The sequence below is a fragment of the Prauserella shujinwangii genome, from assembly GCF_003001955.1.
Classification (GTDB): Bacteria; Actinomycetota; Actinomycetes; order Mycobacteriales; family Pseudonocardiaceae; genus Qaidamihabitans; species Qaidamihabitans shujinwangii.
The window spans coordinates 277,510-296,556 of the sequence record NZ_PVNH01000011.1 but is presented as its reverse complement, the minus strand read 5'-3'; the positions used below and the strand labels follow the sequence as shown (position 1 = coordinate 296,556).

The 19,047-nt window shown below is 71.5% G+C and carries 22 protein-coding genes; 8 read left to right on the top strand and 14 right to left on the bottom strand.

Going from position 1 to position 19,047, the window contains the following annotated elements; all coding sequences use genetic code 11:
- Positions 1–219: 219 nt before the first annotated feature.
- Both B0I33_RS25610 and B0I33_RS25605 read right to left on the bottom strand, forming a co-directional pair.
- The gene (locus tag B0I33_RS25610; protein ID WP_106181423.1) at positions 220–990 is read right to left on the bottom strand and encodes a choice-of-anchor P family protein; all 771 of its coding nucleotides are present in this window, start codon (positions 988–990) and stop codon (positions 220–222) included.
- 65 nt (positions 991–1,055) lie between these two features.
- Entirely contained in the window at positions 1,056–1,886 is an 831-nt protein-coding gene (locus tag B0I33_RS25605) for a L,D-transpeptidase family protein (protein WP_106181422.1), read from the bottom strand.
- A 540-nt stretch (positions 1,887–2,426) separates the two neighbouring features.
- On the opposite strand from B0I33_RS25605, the gene B0I33_RS25600 reads away from it, so the two are divergent.
- Positions 2,427–2,897: a DUF6319 family protein gene (locus B0I33_RS25600; RefSeq protein WP_106181421.1), complete on the top strand. Its 471-nt coding sequence runs from the start codon at positions 2,427–2,429 to the stop codon at positions 2,895–2,897.
- Between the two features lie 37 nt (positions 2,898–2,934).
- Here B0I33_RS25600 and B0I33_RS25595 read toward each other — a convergent pair whose 3' ends face one another.
- Complete coding sequence (locus tag B0I33_RS25595; protein ID WP_106181420.1) at positions 2,935–3,411, bottom strand: OsmC family protein; 477 nt, start codon at positions 3,409–3,411, stop codon at positions 2,935–2,937.
- A gap of 17 nt (positions 3,412–3,428) precedes the next feature.
- Between B0I33_RS25595 and B0I33_RS25590 the strand changes: the two genes are divergently transcribed.
- The gene (locus B0I33_RS25590) at positions 3,429–4,154 is read left to right on the top strand and encodes a VIT1/CCC1 transporter family protein (protein WP_106181419.1); all 726 of its coding nucleotides are present in this window, start codon (positions 3,429–3,431) and stop codon (positions 4,152–4,154) included.
- 4 nt (positions 4,155–4,158) lie between these two features.
- Here the strand turns inward: B0I33_RS25590 and B0I33_RS25585 are convergent, their stop codons facing one another.
- A complete protein-coding gene (locus B0I33_RS25585; RefSeq protein WP_106181418.1) occupies positions 4,159–5,616 on the bottom strand; it encodes a peptide MFS transporter in 1,458 nt (485 codons plus the stop codon).
- 196 nt (positions 5,617–5,812) lie between these two features.
- Between B0I33_RS25585 and nhaA the strand changes: the two genes are divergently transcribed.
- From nhaA to B0I33_RS25570, 3 genes are read left to right on the top strand one after another with little or no spacing between them, the layout of a single operon-like run.
- Positions 5,813–7,009 carry a Na+/H+ antiporter NhaA gene (gene nhaA / locus B0I33_RS25580; protein ID WP_106181458.1) on the top strand — a complete coding sequence of 399 codons (1,197 nt, stop codon included), beginning with the start codon at positions 5,813–5,815 and terminating at the stop codon, positions 7,007–7,009.
- 50 nt (positions 7,010–7,059) lie between these two features.
- Complete coding sequence (locus tag B0I33_RS25575; protein WP_181193449.1) at positions 7,060–7,587, top strand: phage holin family protein; 528 nt, start codon at positions 7,060–7,062, stop codon at positions 7,585–7,587.
- A 21-nt stretch (positions 7,588–7,608) separates the two neighbouring features.
- Positions 7,609–8,553 (top strand): alpha/beta fold hydrolase, encoded by a 945-nt coding sequence (locus tag B0I33_RS25570; RefSeq protein ID WP_106181417.1) that lies wholly within the window; start codon positions 7,609–7,611, stop codon positions 8,551–8,553.
- Positions 8,554–8,571: 18 nt separating this feature from the next.
- Here the strand turns inward: B0I33_RS25570 and B0I33_RS25565 are convergent, their stop codons facing one another.
- From B0I33_RS25565 to nth, 4 genes are read right to left on the bottom strand one after another with little or no spacing between them, the layout of a single operon-like run.
- Positions 8,572–9,756 carry a MarP family serine protease gene (locus B0I33_RS25565; protein WP_106181416.1) on the bottom strand — a complete coding sequence of 395 codons (1,185 nt, stop codon included), beginning with the start codon at positions 9,754–9,756 and terminating at the stop codon, positions 8,572–8,574.
- 8 nt (positions 9,757–9,764) lie between these two features.
- Positions 9,765–10,481 (bottom strand): NUDIX hydrolase, encoded by a 717-nt coding sequence (locus tag B0I33_RS25560; RefSeq protein ID WP_106181415.1) that lies wholly within the window; start codon positions 10,479–10,481, stop codon positions 9,765–9,767.
- Positions 10,478–11,074 (bottom strand): TlpA family protein disulfide reductase, encoded by a 597-nt coding sequence (locus B0I33_RS25555; RefSeq protein WP_106181414.1) that lies wholly within the window; start codon positions 11,072–11,074, stop codon positions 10,478–10,480. Before B0I33_RS25555 ends, B0I33_RS25560 begins: the two co-directional genes overlap by 4 nt.
- The gene (nth, locus tag B0I33_RS25550; RefSeq protein WP_181193448.1) at positions 11,071–11,862 is read right to left on the bottom strand and encodes an endonuclease III; all 792 of its coding nucleotides are present in this window, start codon (positions 11,860–11,862) and stop codon (positions 11,071–11,073) included. The genes B0I33_RS25555 and nth overlap by 4 nt, the downstream gene beginning before the upstream one ends.
- A gap of 119 nt (positions 11,863–11,981) precedes the next feature.
- On the opposite strand from nth, the gene B0I33_RS25545 reads away from it, so the two are divergent.
- The 3 genes from B0I33_RS25545 to B0I33_RS25535 all read left to right on the top strand — a co-directional run bounded on the left by B0I33_RS25545 (position 11,982) and on the right by B0I33_RS25535 (position 14,812).
- Complete coding sequence (locus B0I33_RS25545; protein ID WP_106181412.1) at positions 11,982–12,233, top strand: hypothetical protein; 252 nt, start codon at positions 11,982–11,984, stop codon at positions 12,231–12,233.
- Positions 12,234–12,504: 271 nt separating this feature from the next.
- Positions 12,505–13,179, top strand: a complete 675-nt coding sequence (locus B0I33_RS25540) for a Crp/Fnr family transcriptional regulator (protein ID WP_106181411.1) — start codon at positions 12,505–12,507, stop codon at positions 13,177–13,179.
- 376 nt (positions 13,180–13,555) lie between these two features.
- Positions 13,556–14,812: an MFS transporter gene (locus B0I33_RS25535; protein WP_245901054.1), complete on the top strand. Its 1,257-nt coding sequence runs from the start codon at positions 13,556–13,558 to the stop codon at positions 14,810–14,812.
- Between the two features lie 11 nt (positions 14,813–14,823).
- Here B0I33_RS25535 and B0I33_RS25530 read toward each other — a convergent pair whose 3' ends face one another.
- The 6 genes from B0I33_RS25530 to sp36 all read right to left on the bottom strand — a co-directional run bounded on the left by B0I33_RS25530 (position 14,824) and on the right by sp36 (position 18,903).
- Complete coding sequence (locus B0I33_RS25530) at positions 14,824–15,603, bottom strand: MBL fold metallo-hydrolase (RefSeq protein ID WP_106181409.1); 780 nt, start codon at positions 15,601–15,603, stop codon at positions 14,824–14,826.
- A complete protein-coding gene (locus B0I33_RS25525) occupies positions 15,600–16,370 on the bottom strand; it encodes an NUDIX hydrolase (RefSeq protein WP_245901066.1) in 771 nt (256 codons plus the stop codon). The genes B0I33_RS25530 and B0I33_RS25525 overlap by 4 nt, the downstream gene beginning before the upstream one ends.
- 73 nt (positions 16,371–16,443) lie before the next feature.
- Entirely contained in the window at positions 16,444–17,574 is a 1,131-nt protein-coding gene (locus B0I33_RS25520; protein WP_106181407.1) for a hypothetical protein, read from the bottom strand.
- Between the two features lie 39 nt (positions 17,575–17,613).
- Positions 17,614–18,246 carry a hypothetical protein gene (locus B0I33_RS25515; RefSeq protein ID WP_106181406.1) on the bottom strand — a complete coding sequence of 211 codons (633 nt, stop codon included), beginning with the start codon at positions 18,244–18,246 and terminating at the stop codon, positions 17,614–17,616.
- Entirely contained in the window at positions 18,246–18,731 is a 486-nt protein-coding gene (locus tag B0I33_RS25510) for a RidA family protein (protein ID WP_245901052.1), read from the bottom strand. The genes B0I33_RS25515 and B0I33_RS25510 overlap by 1 nt, the downstream gene beginning before the upstream one ends.
- 10 nt (positions 18,732–18,741) lie before the next feature.
- Positions 18,742–18,903, bottom strand: a complete 162-nt coding sequence (gene sp36, locus B0I33_RS25505; RefSeq protein WP_003068074.1) for a Sp36 family protein — start codon at positions 18,901–18,903, stop codon at positions 18,742–18,744.
- Between the last annotated feature and the right edge of the window lie 144 nt (positions 18,904–19,047).

The following is a 19,047-nucleotide window of genomic DNA, read 5'->3' as shown; positions in this document are numbered from 1 at the left end:
CCGAAAACCGCCAAATCGGCGACGTCACCACCCTCGCCGACACCACCGTCATGGACCACATCACCACCGAACTCCACAAAGGAACCGAAGACTGAACCGCGTCTCGTGAGTGGCAGGCGTTGGGAGAACGACGCCTGCCACTGACGGGACAGACGACTGTGGCCTCCACCCCGTCCGGGATGGAGGCCACAGTCGTCGTTCTGGAGCGTGCTCCGGTCGTCAGCCGGTCACGTCGAGGTGACCGGGCTGCGGTGTCGGCACCGGGGCGTTGCCGTCCTCGTCCGGCTTGTCGCCGGGCAGGTCACCGTCGTCGTCACCGCCGTCGTCGCCCGGCTTGCTGGGCTCGGTCGGCTTGCTCGGCTCGGTCGGCTTGGAGGGCTCGGTCGGCTCAGACGGCTCGGTCGGCCCGCCTTCCTTCTTCGTGCACGTGGCCGAGGAGATGTCGAGCGTCTGCGTGCTCTTCAGCACGTCGACCGAGAGCGCGGTCACCGTGAGCGCGCCATCCTTCTCGACCTGCTTGTTCAGCGTGATGCTCGCGATGCCCTGCAGCGGCTCGGGAACCACCGCCTGGTTCTCCGGGATCTGGTCGAGCTTGATTTCCTGCTTGCCGATCCGCAGGTTCGCCAGCGACGTGGAGCCCTGCAGGTCGTCGCACTCGGCCACGATCAGCTCGGCCTCGATGACCGGAGCGCCCGGCAGGCCGATGCGGGCCTCGGCGGTGCTCGCCTTCGCGTAGCCCTGGGACACCTCGGCGTTGAACACCCCCGCGTGGATGGCGGGGTCCGCCCCCGGCGGCAGGTCGGCCGCGACGAGAGACTCGTCGCCGGAGCCGGTGACCAGCGGTGTCTTCGGGATGCTCACGATGCCGTCCGCGGCGATCGCGTACGCGGAGTCCTGCGCCTCGGCGGAAGCCATCGGGGCGAGCGCGATGCCACCGGCGAGGAGCGCGGACAGCGCACCGGCGCCGAGGGCAGCTCTCTTCTTGGACAAGGGTTCACCTTTCAGTCGAGTGGACAGTTCTACGGAGGGTGACGCGGGGGCCGGGAAAGCCCCGATCACGCGATGTTGACGATCGTGCCCAGCGGCAGCTTGACCAGCTGGTCCAAGGCGTCCTTGGTGACCCTGATGCAGCCGTCACTGTTCGCCTTGCCGACGAAGCTGTTGTCGGGCCAGGTGTGGATCCCCACCGTGCCGGGCCCGCCACCGAACGTCTCGTGCGAGTCCGAGTGGCTGCTCAGCGGGAGAACGATCGGACTGTAGTCGTTCACGGTCTCCTTGATCGAGGCGATGATGAAGGCACGCCCCTTGGGGGTGGGATGCTCGGGCTTGCCGATGCCGATCGTCCACTCGCCGACCCGCTCGCCGCCCTTGAGGATCTCCAGGCTGTAGTTGGCGAGGTCGACGTGCACGAGGTAGTCGTTGTTGGCCGACTCCACCACGTCACCGGCCGTGTTGATCCAGCCCGTCGCGCCGTTCGGTCGCGTCGGGAGCAGGATCTGCGCCCAGTCACCGTCGCGGGCGATGACCGGGACCCACGTCGGCGACGAGATCTGCTTGACCGGCAGCTTGGCGATCGGTTCGCCGTCCACCGCGTCGTGCACCACGAGCTCACGCTTGGGGTGAAGCACCTCGCCCTCGGTGGCCTCCTGTGGAGCCGGGTCCTTCGGTGCGTTCACCAGCTTCGCGTACGTGGTGGCCTCGGGGAGATTGCCGTTCTGCTCCTGGCCGGCCGCGGCGTCCGGGTTCGCGGTGCCGCCCTCGTCGCCACCGCCGCACGCCGGCAACAGCAGCGCCAGCGCCGCCACGGCGGCGGCGGCGAACCGGCGACGAGCGGAACGGAAACCGTCACGACGGCCGGAACCGCCGACCGCACACTCTCGAGGCATCTCACGTCTTTCCATTAATCACAGTCCCTGGCCGTAGGTCGCATTGCAGCGAGGTCGGTATTAAAGCAGAGGGCCTTTTCCGTCGTGCACACCGGTCTCACGTTGCCCGGCACCCCGGTCAGCGGGGGCACAGCGGCCGACAAAGGACGGTCACCACCGGACCGGCCTGGGCACAAGAGTCTCCTGTGGAACGACGAAGGCCGATCGTTGGTAACGCACAAGGGCACCGCGGATCAACTGAGCCGGCCAGCGTCCGGACCACCGCGAAACCGCCATCTGCGAAAACTACGGAGCGCTATCTCACCCGTGCATTTCCATTTCACTCTTTCGGGTGGATCGATGTAACGCTCGTACCAGCGGTATGGTGAACCGGAAACGATACTCAGAGCATTCAACAGCGCAGAAAATGACCTTCTCGAACCAGCCCCTGCGCACACTCCGTGACAGCGGTAACGTCGGGCCGGGCAACCCTGGATCGAACGCCTGTTCTATCCTGTGTTCCCTACCACCATCGACCCCGGCAAGGAGACGACACCGACGATGACCGTGGACTCCGCGACTCAGGAACGGGAAGAGACGACTCCCGGCGGCCCGTCAGACACGTCCGACATGCCCGAATCCGCCTCCGCGCCGTCCGGCGCCGAGGACGCCGGGACCCCGTCCGCTTCCGGCACCGACGACCAGCAGGCCGAACCGGCCAAGCCGCAGCGGGGCAGGCCGAAAGGGTCCGGCGCCCGCAAGACCCGCTCGGTGGAACTCACCCTCACCGTCACCGGCACGGCCGACGGCGAGTGGCAGGCCGAGCTCAAGCACGGCAGCAAGTGGGTCGCGCGTGGACTGTCCATCCCGGCTGCCGCGGTTTCCCGCGCCGCCAAGGAACTGCATGACGAGCTGTCCGGCCCGATCGACGAGGTGATCAACGCCGCTCGCGAACAGCAGCAGGCCAGGGTCGCCCAGCTCGAAGCCGAGCTGCAGCAGGCCAAGCAGGCCCTCGCCGAACTGGAGAGCTGACCTCGCGGCTGAGCGGGGCAGGCCCGTCCGGCCCCGCTCAGCCGGCCACGGAGATGCGGGGCTCGTGCCGCACCGGGAAGTTCACCGAGCGGGCGATGAAGCACTTCTCGTGCGCGGGCCCGTGCAGCTCCTCCGCCTTCGCCAGCATGGCCTCCTCGGCGACGGTCACCCTGGGCCGCAGGACGACCTCGGTGAACTGGCCCGCTCCGCCCGGCTGCTCGACCATCGTCCCGCCCGCCTCGTCGACGTAGTCGGTGACGACCACCCCGGCCTGCGCGCACAGCGCGAGGTACCAGAGCATGTGGCACTCCGAGAGCGACGCCACGAGCAGCTCCTCCGGGTTCCACCGCGCCGGGTCGCCCCGGAACGCCGGGTCGGACGATCCGGCGAGTACCGGCTTGCCCGGGGCCGACACGTCGTGGTCCCGGCTGAACGCCGCGTAACCGGACGTACCGGTCCCCGTGTTACCCGTCCACGTGACCGTCACGGCGTATCCGTGCTCTCGCTCGCGCATGCCTGCAGAATATCGGGGTGAGCGATGATCCCGCCCCGCGCGGGCACCAGGGCGAGCGGCACCACGAGGACTTCGGCGGCAGGCTCAACTGGCTACGGGCCGGGGTGCTCGGCGCGAACGACGGCATCGTGTCGGTGGCCGGGCTCGTCGTCGGTGTCGCCGGGGCGACCACGGACCGCACGGCGATCCTGGTGGCGGGCGTCGCCGGGCTGGTCGCGGGCGCGCTGTCGATGGCGGGCGGCGAGTACGTCTCGGTGAGCACCCAGCGCGACACCGAGCGGGCGATGCTCCGCCTGGAACGGTACGAGCTGCGGACGATGCCCGAGGAAGAGGAACGTGAGCTCGCGCACATCTACGAGCGGAAGGGGCTTTCCCCCGAGCTGGCCACCCGGGTGGCGAAGGAGCTGACCGCGAAGGACGCCCTGCGGGCACACGCCGAGGCCGAGCTCGGGATCGACCCGGGCCACCTGACCAGCCCGTGGCAGGCGGCCTGGGCGTCCATGGCCGCGTTCACGGCAGGCGCCCTGCTGCCCCTGCTGGCGATCGTCCTGCCACCGGTGTCCGCACGGGTGTGGGCGTGTGCCGCGGGAGTGGTCGCCGGCCTGGCGCTCACCGGCTGGGTGAGCGCCAGGCTCGGCAACGCGCTGGCCAGCAGGGCGGTCGTGCGCAACGTCGGCGTCGGAACGCTGACGATGGCGGTGACCTACCTCGTCGGCACGCTGTTCGGCGTGGCGATGGGATGAGCCGTCAGCGCACGCCGCTCATCAGCCTCCGGATGACCGGGGAGGCGACCGCGAGCAGCACGCCGATCGCGATGGCCACGCCGCCGATCACCCCGAAGTAGGGAGCCTCGTTGTCGGCGTCGTAGTACCCGGCGAGCGAGCCGGACAGCGCCGTGCCCAGCGCGATCGACAGGAAGTTCAGGGCGACCATCTGCGTGCGGAACCGTTCCGGCGCCAGCTTCGTGGACAGTGAGAGCCCCACCGGCGACAGCAGCAGCTCGGCCACGGTGAACACGAGCAGGATGCCGATCATCGCCAGCAACGGGCTGGAGTTGCCCGAACCGCCCGCCATGGGCAGGAACAGCAGGAACGCGCCACCCATGGTGGCGGTGCCCAGTGCGAACTTGATCGGCGTCGACGGTTGCCGGTCGCCCAGCCGCACCCAGAGCGCCGCGAGGACCGGCGCCAGCAGGATGATGAACACCGGGTTGATCGAGTTGACCCAGGACACCGGCATCTCCCAGCCGAAGAGGTCGCGGTCGAGCCGCGTGTCCGAGTACACCGTCACGACCGTGAACTGCTGCTGGTAGAGCGCGAAGAACGCGGCGCTGGCGACGAACATCGGGAGGAACGACAGCACCCGCCTTCGCTCCACCGCGGTGATCTTCCGGCTGGACAGGATCACCGCGAAGTAGCAGATCGCGGCGATGCCGACGATCCACACGGTGACGTCGGAGAGGTTCGCGGCGGTGACCACGCCGGTCAGCAGGAGCACCGCGACGGCGGCGAGGCCCGCGAGCGCCACACCCGTTGCCGTGGCCCGCCGGCTCGCCGGGAGCGGGTTGGGCACCTCACTCGCGGTCTCCCCCAGGTTGCGCCGCCCGAGCGTGTACTGCACCAGGCCCAGGGCCATGCCGATGGCCGCGAGGCCGAAGCCGAGGTGGAACCCGATCTCCGACTGGGCGAGGCCGGTGAGCAGCGGCCCGGCGAACGCGCCGAGGTTGATGCCCATGTAGAACAGCGTGAACCCGGAGTCGCGCCGCTCGTCGCGTTCGGCGTAGAGCGTGCCGACGACCGCGGTCGCGTTGGCCTTCAGCCCGCCGCTGCCGAGTGCGACACAGGTCAGCCCCACCGCGATGCCCGCGGTGCCGGGCAGCACCGCCAGGCTGACGTGGCCCACCATGATCAGCACGGCGCTGTAGAACAGCGTGCGCTCGGGACCCAGCAACCGGTCCGCGATCCAGGCGCCGAGGATCGTCGACAGGTAGACGAGCCCGCCGTACGCGCCGACGATGCTGACGGCGGTGGCCTTCGCCATGCCCAGCCCGCCGTCGGCCGCGGAGTAGTAGAGGTAGATCGGCAGGATGCCGAGCATCCCGTAGAACGAGAACCGCTCCCACATCTCGACACCGAACAGGTTCGCGAGCCCTCGTGGGTGCCCGAAGAACCGGGTGTCCCTGGTGACCTCGGTGGAGGTGTCCAATGTCAACAGTCCTTCACGATCGTGCCGCGACGTCAAACGTCAACACAGTAGCCGAGTTAGCAGTCGGTAACTGACCTGGGCGGGTGGTACTGACCACGTCCTCGCGCGCCGGAACGTCACGTGCCGTTAGGGTCGGCCGCAGGTGTGCCGGGAAGTCTGGTCGGCGGTGTCCGTCGACCGACCCCTGGAGCCGCCCGTGAGCACCCCACGCCGACCCAACCAGTCCGTCGCCGAGTTCGCCCGTTTCCTCCGCACGGAGACCACCGGCGGCATGATCCTGCTCGCGGCCACCGCCGTGGCACTGATCTGGGCGAACTCCCCGCTCGGGGACAGCTACCGCGCCGTCCGTGACTTCGAGTTCGGCCCCGAGCTCCTCCACCTGCACCTGTCCGTCGGGGACTGGGCGAAGGACGGCCTGCTCGCGCTGTTCTTCTTCGTCGTGGGCCTCGAACTCAAGCGCGAGCTCGTGGTCGGGGAGCTGTCCAACGTGCGGGCGGCGGCGCTGCCGATCGTCGCGGCCGTCGGCGGCATGGTCGTCCCGGCACTGATCGCGCTCGGCGTCGGCTGGGGCGAGCCGGGCATCGAGCAGGCGTGGGCCATTCCGGTGGCCACCGACATCGCCTTCGCCCTCGGCGTGCTCGCGCTGACCGGGTCGAGCCTGCCCACCTCGGCCAGGATCTTCCTGCTCTCGCTCGCCGTCGTCGACGACCTCGGCGCGATCGTCGTCATCGCGGTCCTGTTCACCGCGAGCTTCAACATGCTCGCCGCGGCGATCGCGGCGGTGGCCCTCGGGCTGTACGCGTACCTGCAACGCAAGCGGGTGCGGGCCTGGTGGATCTACGTGCCGCTCGCGATCGTGGTCTGGGTCGCCGTGCACTCGGCGGGTATCCACGCGACGATCGCCGGGGTCGCACTCGGTCTGCTCACCCGCGTGCACACGGACCCGGGCGAGCACGAGTCGCCCGCCCTCCGGCTCGAGCACCGGCTGCAGCCGTGGTCGGCCGCGGTGGCGGTTCCGGTGTTCGCGTTGTTCGCGGCGGGCGTCGAGCTCAACGCCGACGCGCTGGGCGCGGTGTTCACCAGCCCGATCCCGCTGGCCGTGCTGGTCGGCCTGCTCGCGGGCAAGGTGGTGGGCATCCTCGGGGCGAGCGCCCTCGCGGTGCGGCTGGGCATCGCCCGCAAGCCGACCGGCACGGGCTGGCTCGACATCGGCGCACTGGCCATGCTCGGCGCCGTCGGCTTCACGGTCAGCCTGCTCATCGCCGACCTCGCGCTGTCCGGGGAGCAGGCCGAGCTGGCCAAGGCGGCCGTGCTGCTGGCGTCGGCGATCGCGTCGCTCGCCGCCGCGCTGCTGCTGATCCGCCGCAGCCGGGTGCACTCCGCTGTGGAGTGACCGGCCCGCTACGCGCGCCCACCGAGCCCGCCGAGGCGGCACATGGCACGATGACCCCCGTGAGCAGCCCCAAGCACGAACGCAACGACCCCGACGGCGTGGGGACCGTGCCCTACCTCCCGCTGTCCGAGGACGACGGCTATGGCGAGGTGAACGGCCAGTCGGTCGGTGCGCTGGTGAAGGACGCCACGCAGCACCTGTCGACGCTGTTCCGGGCCGAGGTCGAGCTCGTCAAGTCGGAGACCGTGAGCGAGGCCAAGAAGGCCGCCAAGGGCAGTGTCTTCTTCGCCATCGCCGCCGTCGTCGCGCTCTACAGCTCGTTCTTCTTTTTCTTCTTCCTCGGCGAGCTTCTCTCCGAGTGGCTCCAGCGGTGGGCGGCGTTCCTCATCGTCTTCGGACTGATGCTGGCGCTGGCCGCGGTGCTCGGCCTGCTCGGGTACCGGAAGTGGAAGAAGGTGCGGGCTCCGCAGCGCTCGATCGACAGCATCAGGGAGACGGCCGCCGCGCTGAGGCCGCGCCGGACCCAGGAGGACCAGGCGCACCCGGCTCCCGGCGCCCCGTCACCGGACCCGCGCTGACTCGCGGCGGGACGGATCGCGTTGCCGCGGCCTGATCCCTCGACCGTCCGGATCGACGGTCCGTGGACGCATCACGACGTGTCCGCGAACGGGATCCGGCTGCACGTCGCGGAGGTGGGGTCCGGGCCCGCGGTGCTGCTGCTGCACGGCTTCGCCGAGTTCTGGTGGGCGTGGCGGCACCAGCTGCGGGCACTGGCCGACGCGGGGTTCCGGGTCCTGGCCGCGGACCTGCGCGGGTACGGCGACTCCGACAAGCCGCCCCGGGGTTACGACGGCTGGACGCTCGCGGGCGACGTGGCCGGGCTCGTCCGCGCGCTCGGCGAACGGAGGGCACATCTCGTCGGGCACGCCTGGGGCGGCCTCCTCGCGTGGACGGCCGCCGCGCTGCACCCGCGCGTCGTGGACTCGGTGAGCGTGCTCGGCGGTGCTCACCCGCTGGCGCTGCGCTCGGCGATCACGAGAACGGCCCTGCGGGGCAGGTCGCGCAACCAGGCGAGGGCGCTGGCGCACCTGTTCCGCTTCCAGCTGCCTCTCCTCCCGGAGCGCGCGCTCACCAGGGACGACGCGGCGGCGGTCGGCAGGCTGCTGCACGACTGGTCGGGGCCGGGCTGGCGGGACAGCGCCGACTTCGCCGAGACGGCCGGGGTCTTCCGCAGGGCGATGCTCGTCCCTGGCGTCGCCCACAGCGCGCTGGAGTACTACCGGTGGGCTTTCCGGACCCAGTTCCGGGGCGAGGGCAGGCGGTTCACCGACGCCGTCGACGCGCGCCTGCGGGTGCCGGTCCTGCAGCTGCACGGCGCCGAGGACCCGTGCGTGCTGCTGGAGACGGCACGCGAGTCCGCGCCGTGGCTCGGCCCGCGCTCGGTGTTCGAGACGTTGCCCGGCGTCGGCCACTACCCGCACCTGGAGGCCCCGGCGGAGACCAACCGGGCCCTCGTGTCGTTCCTGCGCGGCGCCGGCTCGTGAGTGCCGCAGGCGGTCCGCTCACGAGGTGCAGGCGCCGGTGCTCACCGCCGAGGTCATGTTCGGCGCCGCCTGCACCTCGGGCCGCACCTCGTCGGCGGTGAGGACGAAACCGGTGTCCGGGTCCTCGACGGACGCGCCGAACACGACCCCGAGCACCTGCCCGCCCGGATCGACCATCGGCCCGCCCGAGTTGCCGCTGCGCACCTGGCCGCGCACGGTGAAGACGTCCCGCTGCACCGTGTTGGCGTCGTAGATGTCGGGCCCCTGCAGGTTGATCCGCTGGCGCACCCGGGCGGGAGTCGCGGTGTACGGGCCGTCGAGCGGGTAGCCGAGCACGATCGCGTCGTCGCCGGCCTCCGCGTCCTGCTGCGCCAGGCGCAGCACCGGCGCGTCGAGACCGGGCACCGCGAGGACCGCCACGTCGGTGGCCGGGTCGTAGTGCACCACCCGCGCGCGCTCGGTGCCCCCGGGTGTCTCCACCGCGACCTCCTCGGTGCCCGCCACGACGTGCGCGTTGGTCATCACGCGCTGCGGGGCCACCACGAAACCGCTGCCCTCCAGCGACCGCGAACAGGAGGGCGCGACCCCCCGGATCTTGAGCACGCTGTCGCGAAGCTGCCGCACCACCTGGCTGTTCTGCAGGGCCGGATCCGGCGGCTCGATCTCGTTGATCGGGGCGTCCTGGAACGGGGCCACGATGGAGGGGAAGCCCGACTCGTCGAGCAGCTTGCGCAGATCCGCGGGCAGGCCCTCCGCCGCCTCGGGCATCACCGTGTTGACACCGCCGAGCACGGTCGAGTCGTTGATCGCCCTGGCGAGGCCGGGCAGGGCCGCCACGCTGGTCAGCGGCAGCGCGATGAGCCACGCGACCACGAACACCACGGCACCCTGTACGACGGCGCCGAGCGTGCTGTCCACCCCGGACAGCTTCGGCGAGGAGATCCGGCGCCTGATCTTGTTGCCGACCCACACACCCAGCGTCTCGCCGAGCGCCACGAGGAACACGACGGTGGCCACCGCGAACGCCACCCGCGCCGCCGGGTTGTCGAAGAAGTCGATCACGAAGGGCGCCACCTGGATACCCACGATCGCGCCGCCGACGACGCCGAGGAACGCGGGCAGCGCGATGGCCACCCCCTGCCGGGCACCGGAGACCGCGGCGAGCAAGGCCACCAGCACCACCAGCACGTCGACCCAGTTCACGTCTCTCCCTAGCTCGCGCTGTGCCGACTGCGCCGGCCGGTACGGGCTTCGTGTTCGGCCAACGCTACGTCAAGATCCCGTACATCCGTGTGATCCCAGTCCCGCTCCCAGCCACCGAGAGTGAGCAGAACCGAGAGCAGGCCCGCCGTGAAACCCCAGACGAACAGGCCCTCGACCTCGAAGGCCGGTCCCTTCCAGCCGCCACCGGGCCTGCGCACGTGGAACCGGTTGGCCGGGTCGGCGAGGTCGGCGAGCGGAACGCGGGCGACCGCCGCCGTCTCGCCCGGGTCGACGGCGTGCACCGGCGAAGGCTCGTGCCAGTGGGCGAGCACCGGGGTCACCGCGAACCCGGACACGGGCACGTAGAGCTCGGGCAGCACGGCGACCGGCCGCACCCCGGAGGGATCGACCCCGGTCTCCTCCTCGGCCTCCCGGAGCGCGGTGTGCACCGGCCCCTCGTCGTGCTCGTCGACGCCGCCGCCGGGGAACGCCACCTGCCCCGCATGCGAGCCGAGCGTGTCGGCCCGGCGCAACAACAGCACGTCCGGCCCGCGTTCGTCGTCGCCGAACAGCACCAGCACCGAAGCCGGCCGCGTCGAAGTGCCGGACGGCGGCGTGAACCGGGTGAACGTCCGCGCGTCCAGCTCGCCGCTGATCTCGACGAGCCTGCGCAGCCAGTCCGGCACGTCGTCCGGATGCACCAGGGGACCGGAAGACTCCGTCACGGCACGGCGCTCCCCCGCTCGACGGCCTCGCGGACCTGATCGACGGACGTGAGCAGGCGGGGGGCGTCGATGAACTCCACCGTCCCGTCCGCGGTCACCAGGTAGGAGGCGGGCAGCACCCGGGGCAGCTTCAGCGCCCTGCTCACCGGCCCGTCGGTGCCCTCGCCGTCGTAGACGCCGGGGAGGTGAACGCCGAGCTCGGTGAGCAGTTCGAGGCCCGCCCGCTCGTCGCTGGCGACCTGCACGGTGAGCACCCGCACGGCGTCGGGCCGCCGCGCGTACTCGGCGAGCACGGGCAGCTCCTCCCGGCACGGCTCGCACCATGTCGCCCAGACGTTGACCAGCGTCGGCTCTCCCGCGAGGGCGGCGCCGAGGTCGACGGTCCGGCCGTCGGCGAGGCACCGCGCCGACACGCCCGCCAGCTGCGCGACCTGTCCGCCGCCGACGTCCGGGCACGGCTGGAGCGCGGCGGCCGCGCGGGCGGGGCCGAGGTCCTCGGCGGGCGGCCCGCCGTTGTCCCTCGGCAGGAACGCGACCAGGAGGGCGAGCGCCAGCACTCCCGCCGCGAGCGCCCACTTCACCGGCGTGGTCAACGTCGCGCCGTCCCCTCCCCCGCGCCCTTCGCCAGGGCGAGCAGGTGCTCCCGCTCCGGCCCCTTCACGAGCTTGGCCGCGGCGTCGAAGTCGGTGGGCCCGGCCCCGTAGGACGGGCAGTCGCGGGCGAGCGGGCACGCCCCGCAGGCCGGCTTGCGCGCGTGGCAGACCCGCCTGCCGTGGAAGATCACGCGGTGGGAGAGCATCGTCCACTCCTTGCGCGGGATCAGCTCGCCGACCTCGTGCTCGACCTTGACCGGGTCCTCCTCCAACGTCCAGCGCCAGCGGCGGACCAGCCTGCCGAAGTGGGTGTCCACAGTGATCCCCGGCACACCGAACGCCTCGCCAAGGACGACGTTGGCGGTCTTGCGCCCGACACCGGGCAGCTTCACCAGCTCGGCCAGGGTGCCGGGCACCTCACCGTCGTGCCGCTCCACGAGGGCCGCGCCGAGTCCCATCAGGGAGGTGGCCTTGTTCCGGTAGAAGCCGGTGGGCCGGATCAGCTCCTCCAGCTCGGTGCGGTCGGCACCCGCGTAGTCGGCCGCGGTGGGGTAGCGGGCGAACAGCGCGGGGGTGACCTCGTTGACGCGCTGGTCGGTGCATTGCGCGGACAGGATGACGGCGACGAGGAGGTCGAGCGGTGTGCTGAAGTCCAGCTCGCAATGCGCGTTTGGATAGGCCTCGTCGAGGCAACGTTTCATCCGACGTGCGCGTCTCACCAAGGACAACCGGCTCTCTTCGGCGAACGTACGACCCTTCCGGGGGGCCTTACCGACGGCTGACGACACCTCGCTAGCCTACGTGCGCCCTCCGACCATGAGGGCACGTGCTTCGCTAAGGTCGAGCGACCACCACCGTGGCGCGTAGATCGAGCTGCCATGAGCAAGATCTTGGAGTCCATGCGGTTATGACAGTCTGGTTCGTTATCGCGGTCCCGCTCGTGGTGATGCTCTTCGCGCTGTTCATGGAGCGCGTGGAGAACCGGCTCAAGCACGTCGCGGTCCGCGGCGAGGAGGTCGAGGAGTTCCTCGAGCAGGCTCAGCCGAACGAGGTGCGCGCGCTCTACGGGCACGGCATCGGCCGCGCGCTGGAGCTGTTCCGCATCCGCAGACTCGGTGGGCGGGCCACCAAGCTGCGCCCCCGGCGCGTACGCGGCTGACGCGCCGGAACCGCGGGCGCCATCCGTCGGCACACGGATCCGAGACACCGGTTAGGCTGTTCGGTCGGACGAGATCACTCCTGGTGACGCTCTCACGGGCAGTATCAGGGCGAACGCGGTAAGAGACCGGAGGCCGTCACCCGCCTGGGGACCATCCCGGCTACCGCGGCGAGCCACGGAGCGATCTCTGGGGCACGCCCTACACTGCACGTAGTGATCGGCGACACGCTCCTCCGCGGGAGGACCAGTCGCTTCTCGAAGGAGGCACGAGGTGGACGAGACCCTGGCCCGCGCGGGCATTTTCCAGGGTGTGGAACCGGCAGCGGCTGAGGCGCTTGCCCAGACCCTGGAGACCGTCGAGTTCCCACGGGGCCACGTGATCTTCCATGAGGGTGAACCGGGCGACAAGCTCTACATCATCAAGTCCGGCAAGGTGAAGATCGGACGGAAGTCCGCGGACGGCCGCGAGAACCTGTTCCAGATCATGGGCCCGTCCGACATGTTCGGCGAGCTCTCGATCTTCGACCCCGGCCCGCGCACGTCGACGGCGACCACGGTCACCGAGGTCAGCGCGGTGACGATGGACCGCCCCGCGCTGCGGCAGTGGATCTCCACCCGGCCGGAGATCGCCGAGCAGTTGCTGCGGGTGGTGGCCCGCAGGCTCCGCCGGACCAACAACATGGTGGCCGAGCTGATCTTCACCGACGTCCCGGGCCGCGTGGCCAGGGCGTTGCTGCAGCTCGCCCAGCGCTTCGGCAGCCAGGAGGCCGGCCTGCTGCGGGTCACGCACGACCTGACCCAGGAGGAGATCGCGCAGTACGTCGGCGCGTCGCGGGAGACCGTCAACAAGGCGCTCGCCGACTTCGCGCACCGTGGCTGGCTGCGCCTGGAAGGCAAGAGCGTGCTGATCCTCGACCCCGAGCGGCTGGCCCGCCGAGCTCGCTAGAACGAGTTACACCCGATCAGACGAGTCAAGACAGGGCAAGGGGCCGGGCGCCACCCCCGACGTGGCGCACCGGCCCCTTACCGTTGCGCGGACCATCCCCCGACAGTCCGCGCTCCCCGCCCTCCGGTTTAGGCCCCGACCCGAATCCCGGAGGGAGTCTTTGTGGTTGTTCAACCATCGCACGGCCCCTACCCCCCAACTCAAGGCCGTTCACTCTTCAAGACGCCTGGAGCCCCGGTTTGTTGCCCGGAATCGGCACTCCGTTATCCAACTGAGATCGGAATACCCAATCGGGGGTGTTCCACACCCGTCCGAGTTGTCGGATTCACCGAAAATAACTGGTACATGCGTACCAGTCCGAGGCATACTGGTACGCGTGTCCCAGTCTGAGTCCGCAGCATCCACGGCGCACGGCCGCACGAGCCTCGCCGACTACCGCGTCGCGCTGAGCGCACCCGGCTCCCGCAGGCCCATGGTGGCCTCCCTGTTCGCGCGGCTGCCGATCGCCATGGTCGGCATGTCCGTGCTGCTGTACGTGCAGCTGCGCACCGGCTCGTTCGCGATCGCCGGCCTGGTGTCGGCGAGCACGCTGGCCGGGGTGTCGGTCGGCTCGGTCGCGCAGGGCAGACTCATCGACCGGTTCGGCCCGACGCGCCCGCTGCTGGCCGTGGCGGCGGTGTTCAGCGTGATCATGGCGGCACTCGTCGTCTCGATCGAGCTGCGGGCCCCCACGGCGCTGCTCGTGGTTCTCGCCGCGGGGATCGGCCTGAGCGAGCCGATGACGGGCGCCGCCTCACGGGCGTTGTGGGGCCGCCTGCTGCCTGCTGGACCCGCCCGCAACGCCGCGTTCTCCTACGAGGCGATCAGCATGGAGGCGTTCTTCATCCTGGGACCGGGGCTCTCCGGCCTGCTCATCACGGCGCCGTGGCCGGGCACCGGCGTGCTCGTCGGCGCGGCCTGCATGGTGGGCGGGTCGGTGCTGTTCGCGCTCAGCCCCGCCGTGCGCGCGTGGGGTGCCGCCGGCCCGAGCCGCAGGCGACTGCTCGGGGCGCTGGCCAGCCCCGGTATGCGCACGCTCGCCATCGCGGCGCTGGGCTTCGGCATGGTGATCGGCTTCGTGGAGGTGGCCGTGCCCGCCGCGGCCGCCGAGGCGGGCAAGCTCGCGGTCGGCGGCCTGCTGCTGTCGCTGTGGTCGGTCAGCTCCGTCGGCTTCGGGGTGGCCTACAGCCTGCGGCCGTGGCCCCGGCGCATGGCACTGCGGCTACCCGCGCTGCTCGCGCTGTTCGGCGGGTTGGTGGCGCTGCTGGCGCTGCCGTCCACACTGTGGGGCCTCGCTGTCGCGATGCTCGCCGCCGGAGCCCTCATCACACCGCAGTCGTCGACCCACTCGACGACGATCGAGCTCGTCGCACCCGAGGGCACGGCCGCCGAGGCGTTCGGCTGGGTCATCACCGCGATCACCCTCGGCCTCGCGCTGGGCCAGTCCGTGAGCGGCTACCTGGTGGAGCACAGCGGGCCGGAACTGTCGTTCCTCGTCGCGGGTGCCTGCGCGGCGGTGATCTCGGGTGTGGTCTTCCTGCTGCGCCGCACCATCCACCCTGCCCCCGCACCCACCCCAGCCCTCGTCGGCTGAACGTAGCGGTCTCAGCCTCCCTGGGCGCGGAGGTAGGCCAGCTGGGCCTCGACGCTGGCCTCCGCGGGTGCCCACAGGGCACGGTCCACGTCGGCGTAGACGACCTCCACGATCTGCCGCGCCGTCGCGCCGGGGCCGAGCCGCCGCAGCGCGGCCCGCACCTGGTCGAGCCGCTGCTCGCGATGCTCGGAGTACGCCCGCGCCGTCGCCGCCAGGTCGGCCAGCTCGGGTCCGTGCCCCGGCAGGCCGAGCGACCCCGGGGGCAGCTCCCGCAGCAGCCGCAGCGAGGACAGGTAGTCACCGAGATCGGTCAGCACGGTCGTGCCCCGCCCCAGGATCGTGTCGCCGGTGAGCACGTGGGTCCGCCCGGCGTGGTCGAAGCGCAGCGTGACCGAGTCCCGGGTGTGCCCCGGGGTGTGCAGCACGTGCAGCTCGAGCCCGGCCACGGAGATCACGTCGTCGTGGTCGAAGGCACCGGCGCCCACGCACAGCGCGGGGTCGAGCGCCCGCACGGGCGCGCCGACCCGCTCGGCGAACGCGGGCGCGCCCTCGGCGTGATCGGGATGGTGGTGGGTCAGCAGGACGAGCTCCACGTCGCCGACCGCGGCGAGCCGGTCCAGGTGTTCGGAGTCCTCGTAGCCGGGGTCCACCACGACCCGGCCCGTCGCCCCCGGCGCGCCGAGCACCCACGTGTTGGTGCCCTCCAGCGTCATCGTCGACGGGTTGTTCTCCAGCAGCACCGAGGCGGCGTCCGACACCGCACGCAGCTCTCCGTACGCGGGGTGCGTCACGACTCCACCTCCACCCGGACCTGGTCGCCGTCCCGCACGAGGCGGGGCGTGACCTTGCGGATCGGCTGCCGCTCCCGCGCGAGCGCGTCGGCGACCGACGCACATCGGTCGAGTTCCGCCAGGATGCTCCACGTCGGCGGCATCAGCATGCTGTGCCCGGCCTCCGCGTCCGCGATCGCCTCGGCGGGGCGGCGCCAGCCCGACGACTCCGCCTCGCTGGTGTCCCCGTCGGCCCGCTGCCCCGCGGGCAACGCGGCCACGAAGAAGCGAGCGTCGTAGCGTCGGGGCTCCTGTTCCGGGGTCACCCAGTTCGCCCACGGCCGCAGCAGGTCCGCCCGCAGCGTCAGCCCCGCGGCGGCGAGGAAACCGGCCAGCGAGAGCTCCCTCGACTCCAGCGCCGCCCGCTCGGCGGCGTAGCGCGCGGTGTCGGTGACCACGGCCGAGTCGGTGCCCGCGAGCAGGACGCCCGACTCCTCGAAGGTCTCCCGCACCGCCGCGCAGACGAGCGCGCGGGCGAGCGACTCGGGGCAGGAGAACCACTCGGCCCACGCGGCGGGTGGCGGCCCGGCCCAGCGCACCGAGGTGTCGGCGTCCCGCTTGTCCACGCCGCCGCCGGGGAAGACGGTCATCCCGCCCGCGAACGCCATTCCGGCGACCCGGCGCTGGAGGAAGACCTCGACGCCGCCTGCGTCCTCGGCGTCCCGCAGCAGCATCACCGTCGCGGCATCCTTCGGCGCCGCCGGACGCTCCGGGGGATCCGCGGGCATCGACAACACGGACGTCAGCGGTACGTGAAAGTTCTGTGGCACGTACCGCAACATACCTGCCGCGGCCGGGTGCTCAGGCGCCGGCGAACCCGTCCGACCAGCGCTGGTCGCCACCCCGGGTCACACCGTTCATCCGCGACCTGGCCGCCTCGGCCCGCTCCCGCTCCGCGAGTTCGGCGTGCAGCTCACGCAGCAGCTGCCGGTCGCGCTCCGAAAGCTGGGGGTCGTCCAGGTCGAGCTCAGGCAGCTCGACGATGTCGTCCGAACGGATGCTGGTGGCACCGGCGATCATGCGGCCCTTCTCCGGGTCCTCGGCGAGTGCCGCCCGCAGCTGCGCGACCTCGTCGCCGGTCATCTCCGTGGTGCTCGCCGTGCGGTCCTCGTGGTCGGCCTCAGGAGCCGCCTCCGCCACCGTCTCCGGCCGCGGCTCGGGCACGGGTTCCGGTACGGGCTCGGCCGGGTCCTCCCGGACGGCGTGCGCGCCCGCGCTCGGCAGCTCGGCGACGGCGTGCGGCGCGGACGAGCCGCTCACCGCCCGCAGCGCGTGCGAGCCACCGCCCGCACCGCCGTCGGGCTGCGCGGAGGCGAGCCACACGGGCGTGGCGGCGGCCAGCGCCGCCTCGTGGTAGTCGGTGCGCTCGGCACCGGGTCCCGTCACCTCCACGACCGCCCGGATGCCCGCCCTGCGCAGGGCGGTGTCCACGCGGAACGCGACCGCGGGCGGATGCCCCTCCGGGCCGATCTCCACGAGCACGACGCGCTGCGGCAACGGCCCCGGCACGCTGCCCGCGGGCGTGTTGCGCCAGACGGCGTGCACCGAGCGCAGGTCGGGAAGCACCTGGAGCGTGCGGTCGAGGGCCTCGGCCACGCCGCGCTCGGGCTCGTTCTCGCTGCTGAAGCGGTGGGTGTAGCCGGGAACGGCGTCCCCGACGGTGAGCTGGTCGGCGAGCGTCGCGTCCGACCGGCTCATCTCCAGCACGAGCGCGATCTCGCGCTGTTCGGCGGGCCGCACCATGATCCGGCCCGCGATCAGCGCACCCGCGGCCAGTTCGATCGAGTCGTCGAGGTGCGACCGGGCGACGAGCTCTCTCGACTCGGTCAGCGCGGTGTCGTCGAGCCGGCCCGCCATGGCGAGGAGGACGTTGTGCAGCCGCAACGGCACCGCGAATCCGTCTTTCGGCAGGCCGTCGTGGACTTCCACCATCGCGCGCTACTCCCTCCAGCCCGCCGCCGGCAGCGAGCTCTACGCGGGTACGAGTCTGTGGTGACCGGCGTCCACGGCACCCACGCACACGAACCTGGAGTTCGCGAGGGCCGCCCGGTGGTACTCGGGGAGGTCGATCTGCTGCGGCAGCACCTCGACGCCGGGTGCCTCGTCCCCCAGCACACGGAGCACACGCTGCAGCTCCCCCGTGAGGCGCGGCAGCCCGGAGGTCGCCGTGATCAGCAGGACCCGCTTGGCGTCCTGTTCCGCTGAGTCACGACCGTGCCGCCAGCTCTCCCGTACCTCTCCCACGTCCGGGCGACCGCGCAACGTTGCGTGAATCACCACGGACACCGAGTCGACAGAGTTCACCCAATCGGGTGCACCCGTAACGAATGTGTACCGGTTATCGGCCGGGGCGTCTACCCCCAGCGTCGAACTCACCTGGTGCCAGTCGGCGCCGTGCGGGATCAGACCCGCGACCAGCAGGCGATACTCCACCTGGTCCAGGTCAATCCTGTGCTTCAGCAAAGCCTTCGGCAGGGTGCGGGCGATCGTCGCCATCGCCCCCTCGCCCAGCCAGTCCCGGAAGCGCCACAGCAGCGAGTCCGGCAACCTGCCGGCCAGCCGCAGCAGCAACTCGTGGCACGAGTACTCGATGTCCGGGTCCATCAGGCCACCTCCACGATCAGCTCGACCTCGACCGGGGACCCCAACGGCAGCTCCGCCACGCCGACCGCGGCCCGCGCGTGCGCACCCGCGTCCCCGAAGACCTCGCCGAGCAGCTCCGAAGCGCCGTTGAGGACGGCGGGCTGCCCGGTGAACCCCTCGCTGGAGGCCACGTAGCCGGTCACCTTGACCACCCGGCGGACCTGGTCGATCCCGACGAGGTCGTGCACGGCGGCGAGCGCGTTCAGGGTGGCCGTGCGCGCGTGCCGCTTGGCCTCCTCCGGGCTCACCTCACCGCCGACCTTGCCGGTCGCGGCGAGCGAGCCGGAGACGAACGGGAGCTGGCCGGAGGTGTAGACGTGCGGGCCCGTACGCACCGCGGGGACGTAGGAGGCGACCGGCGCGGCCACCCCGGGCAGCTCGATGCCGAGTTCGACCAGCCGCGCGCTCCAGCGCCCCGGCTCCGGCGCCCCCGTCGGCTCGGTCACAGCCATGACCTCAGCCCTTCGGTCGCTTGAGGTAGGCGACGTGCTGCTCCCCGCTCGGGTTGGGCAGCACCGTGACGAGCTCCCAACCGTCCTCGCCCCACTGGTCGAGGATCTGCTTCGTGGCGTGGATCAGCAGCGGAACCGTGGCGTACTCCCACTTCGTGGCACTCATGCGGCACACCCTAACGACTGACGCGGGCCTGGCAACGCGGTTCCCCAATGTGGCTTTGGTGGCGCTGAACGCACCGAATGCCGCACCGGGTGCGTCGAGCGCACCGAATGCCACAGTGGGGAGCCGTGCACGTACCGGCCGGTC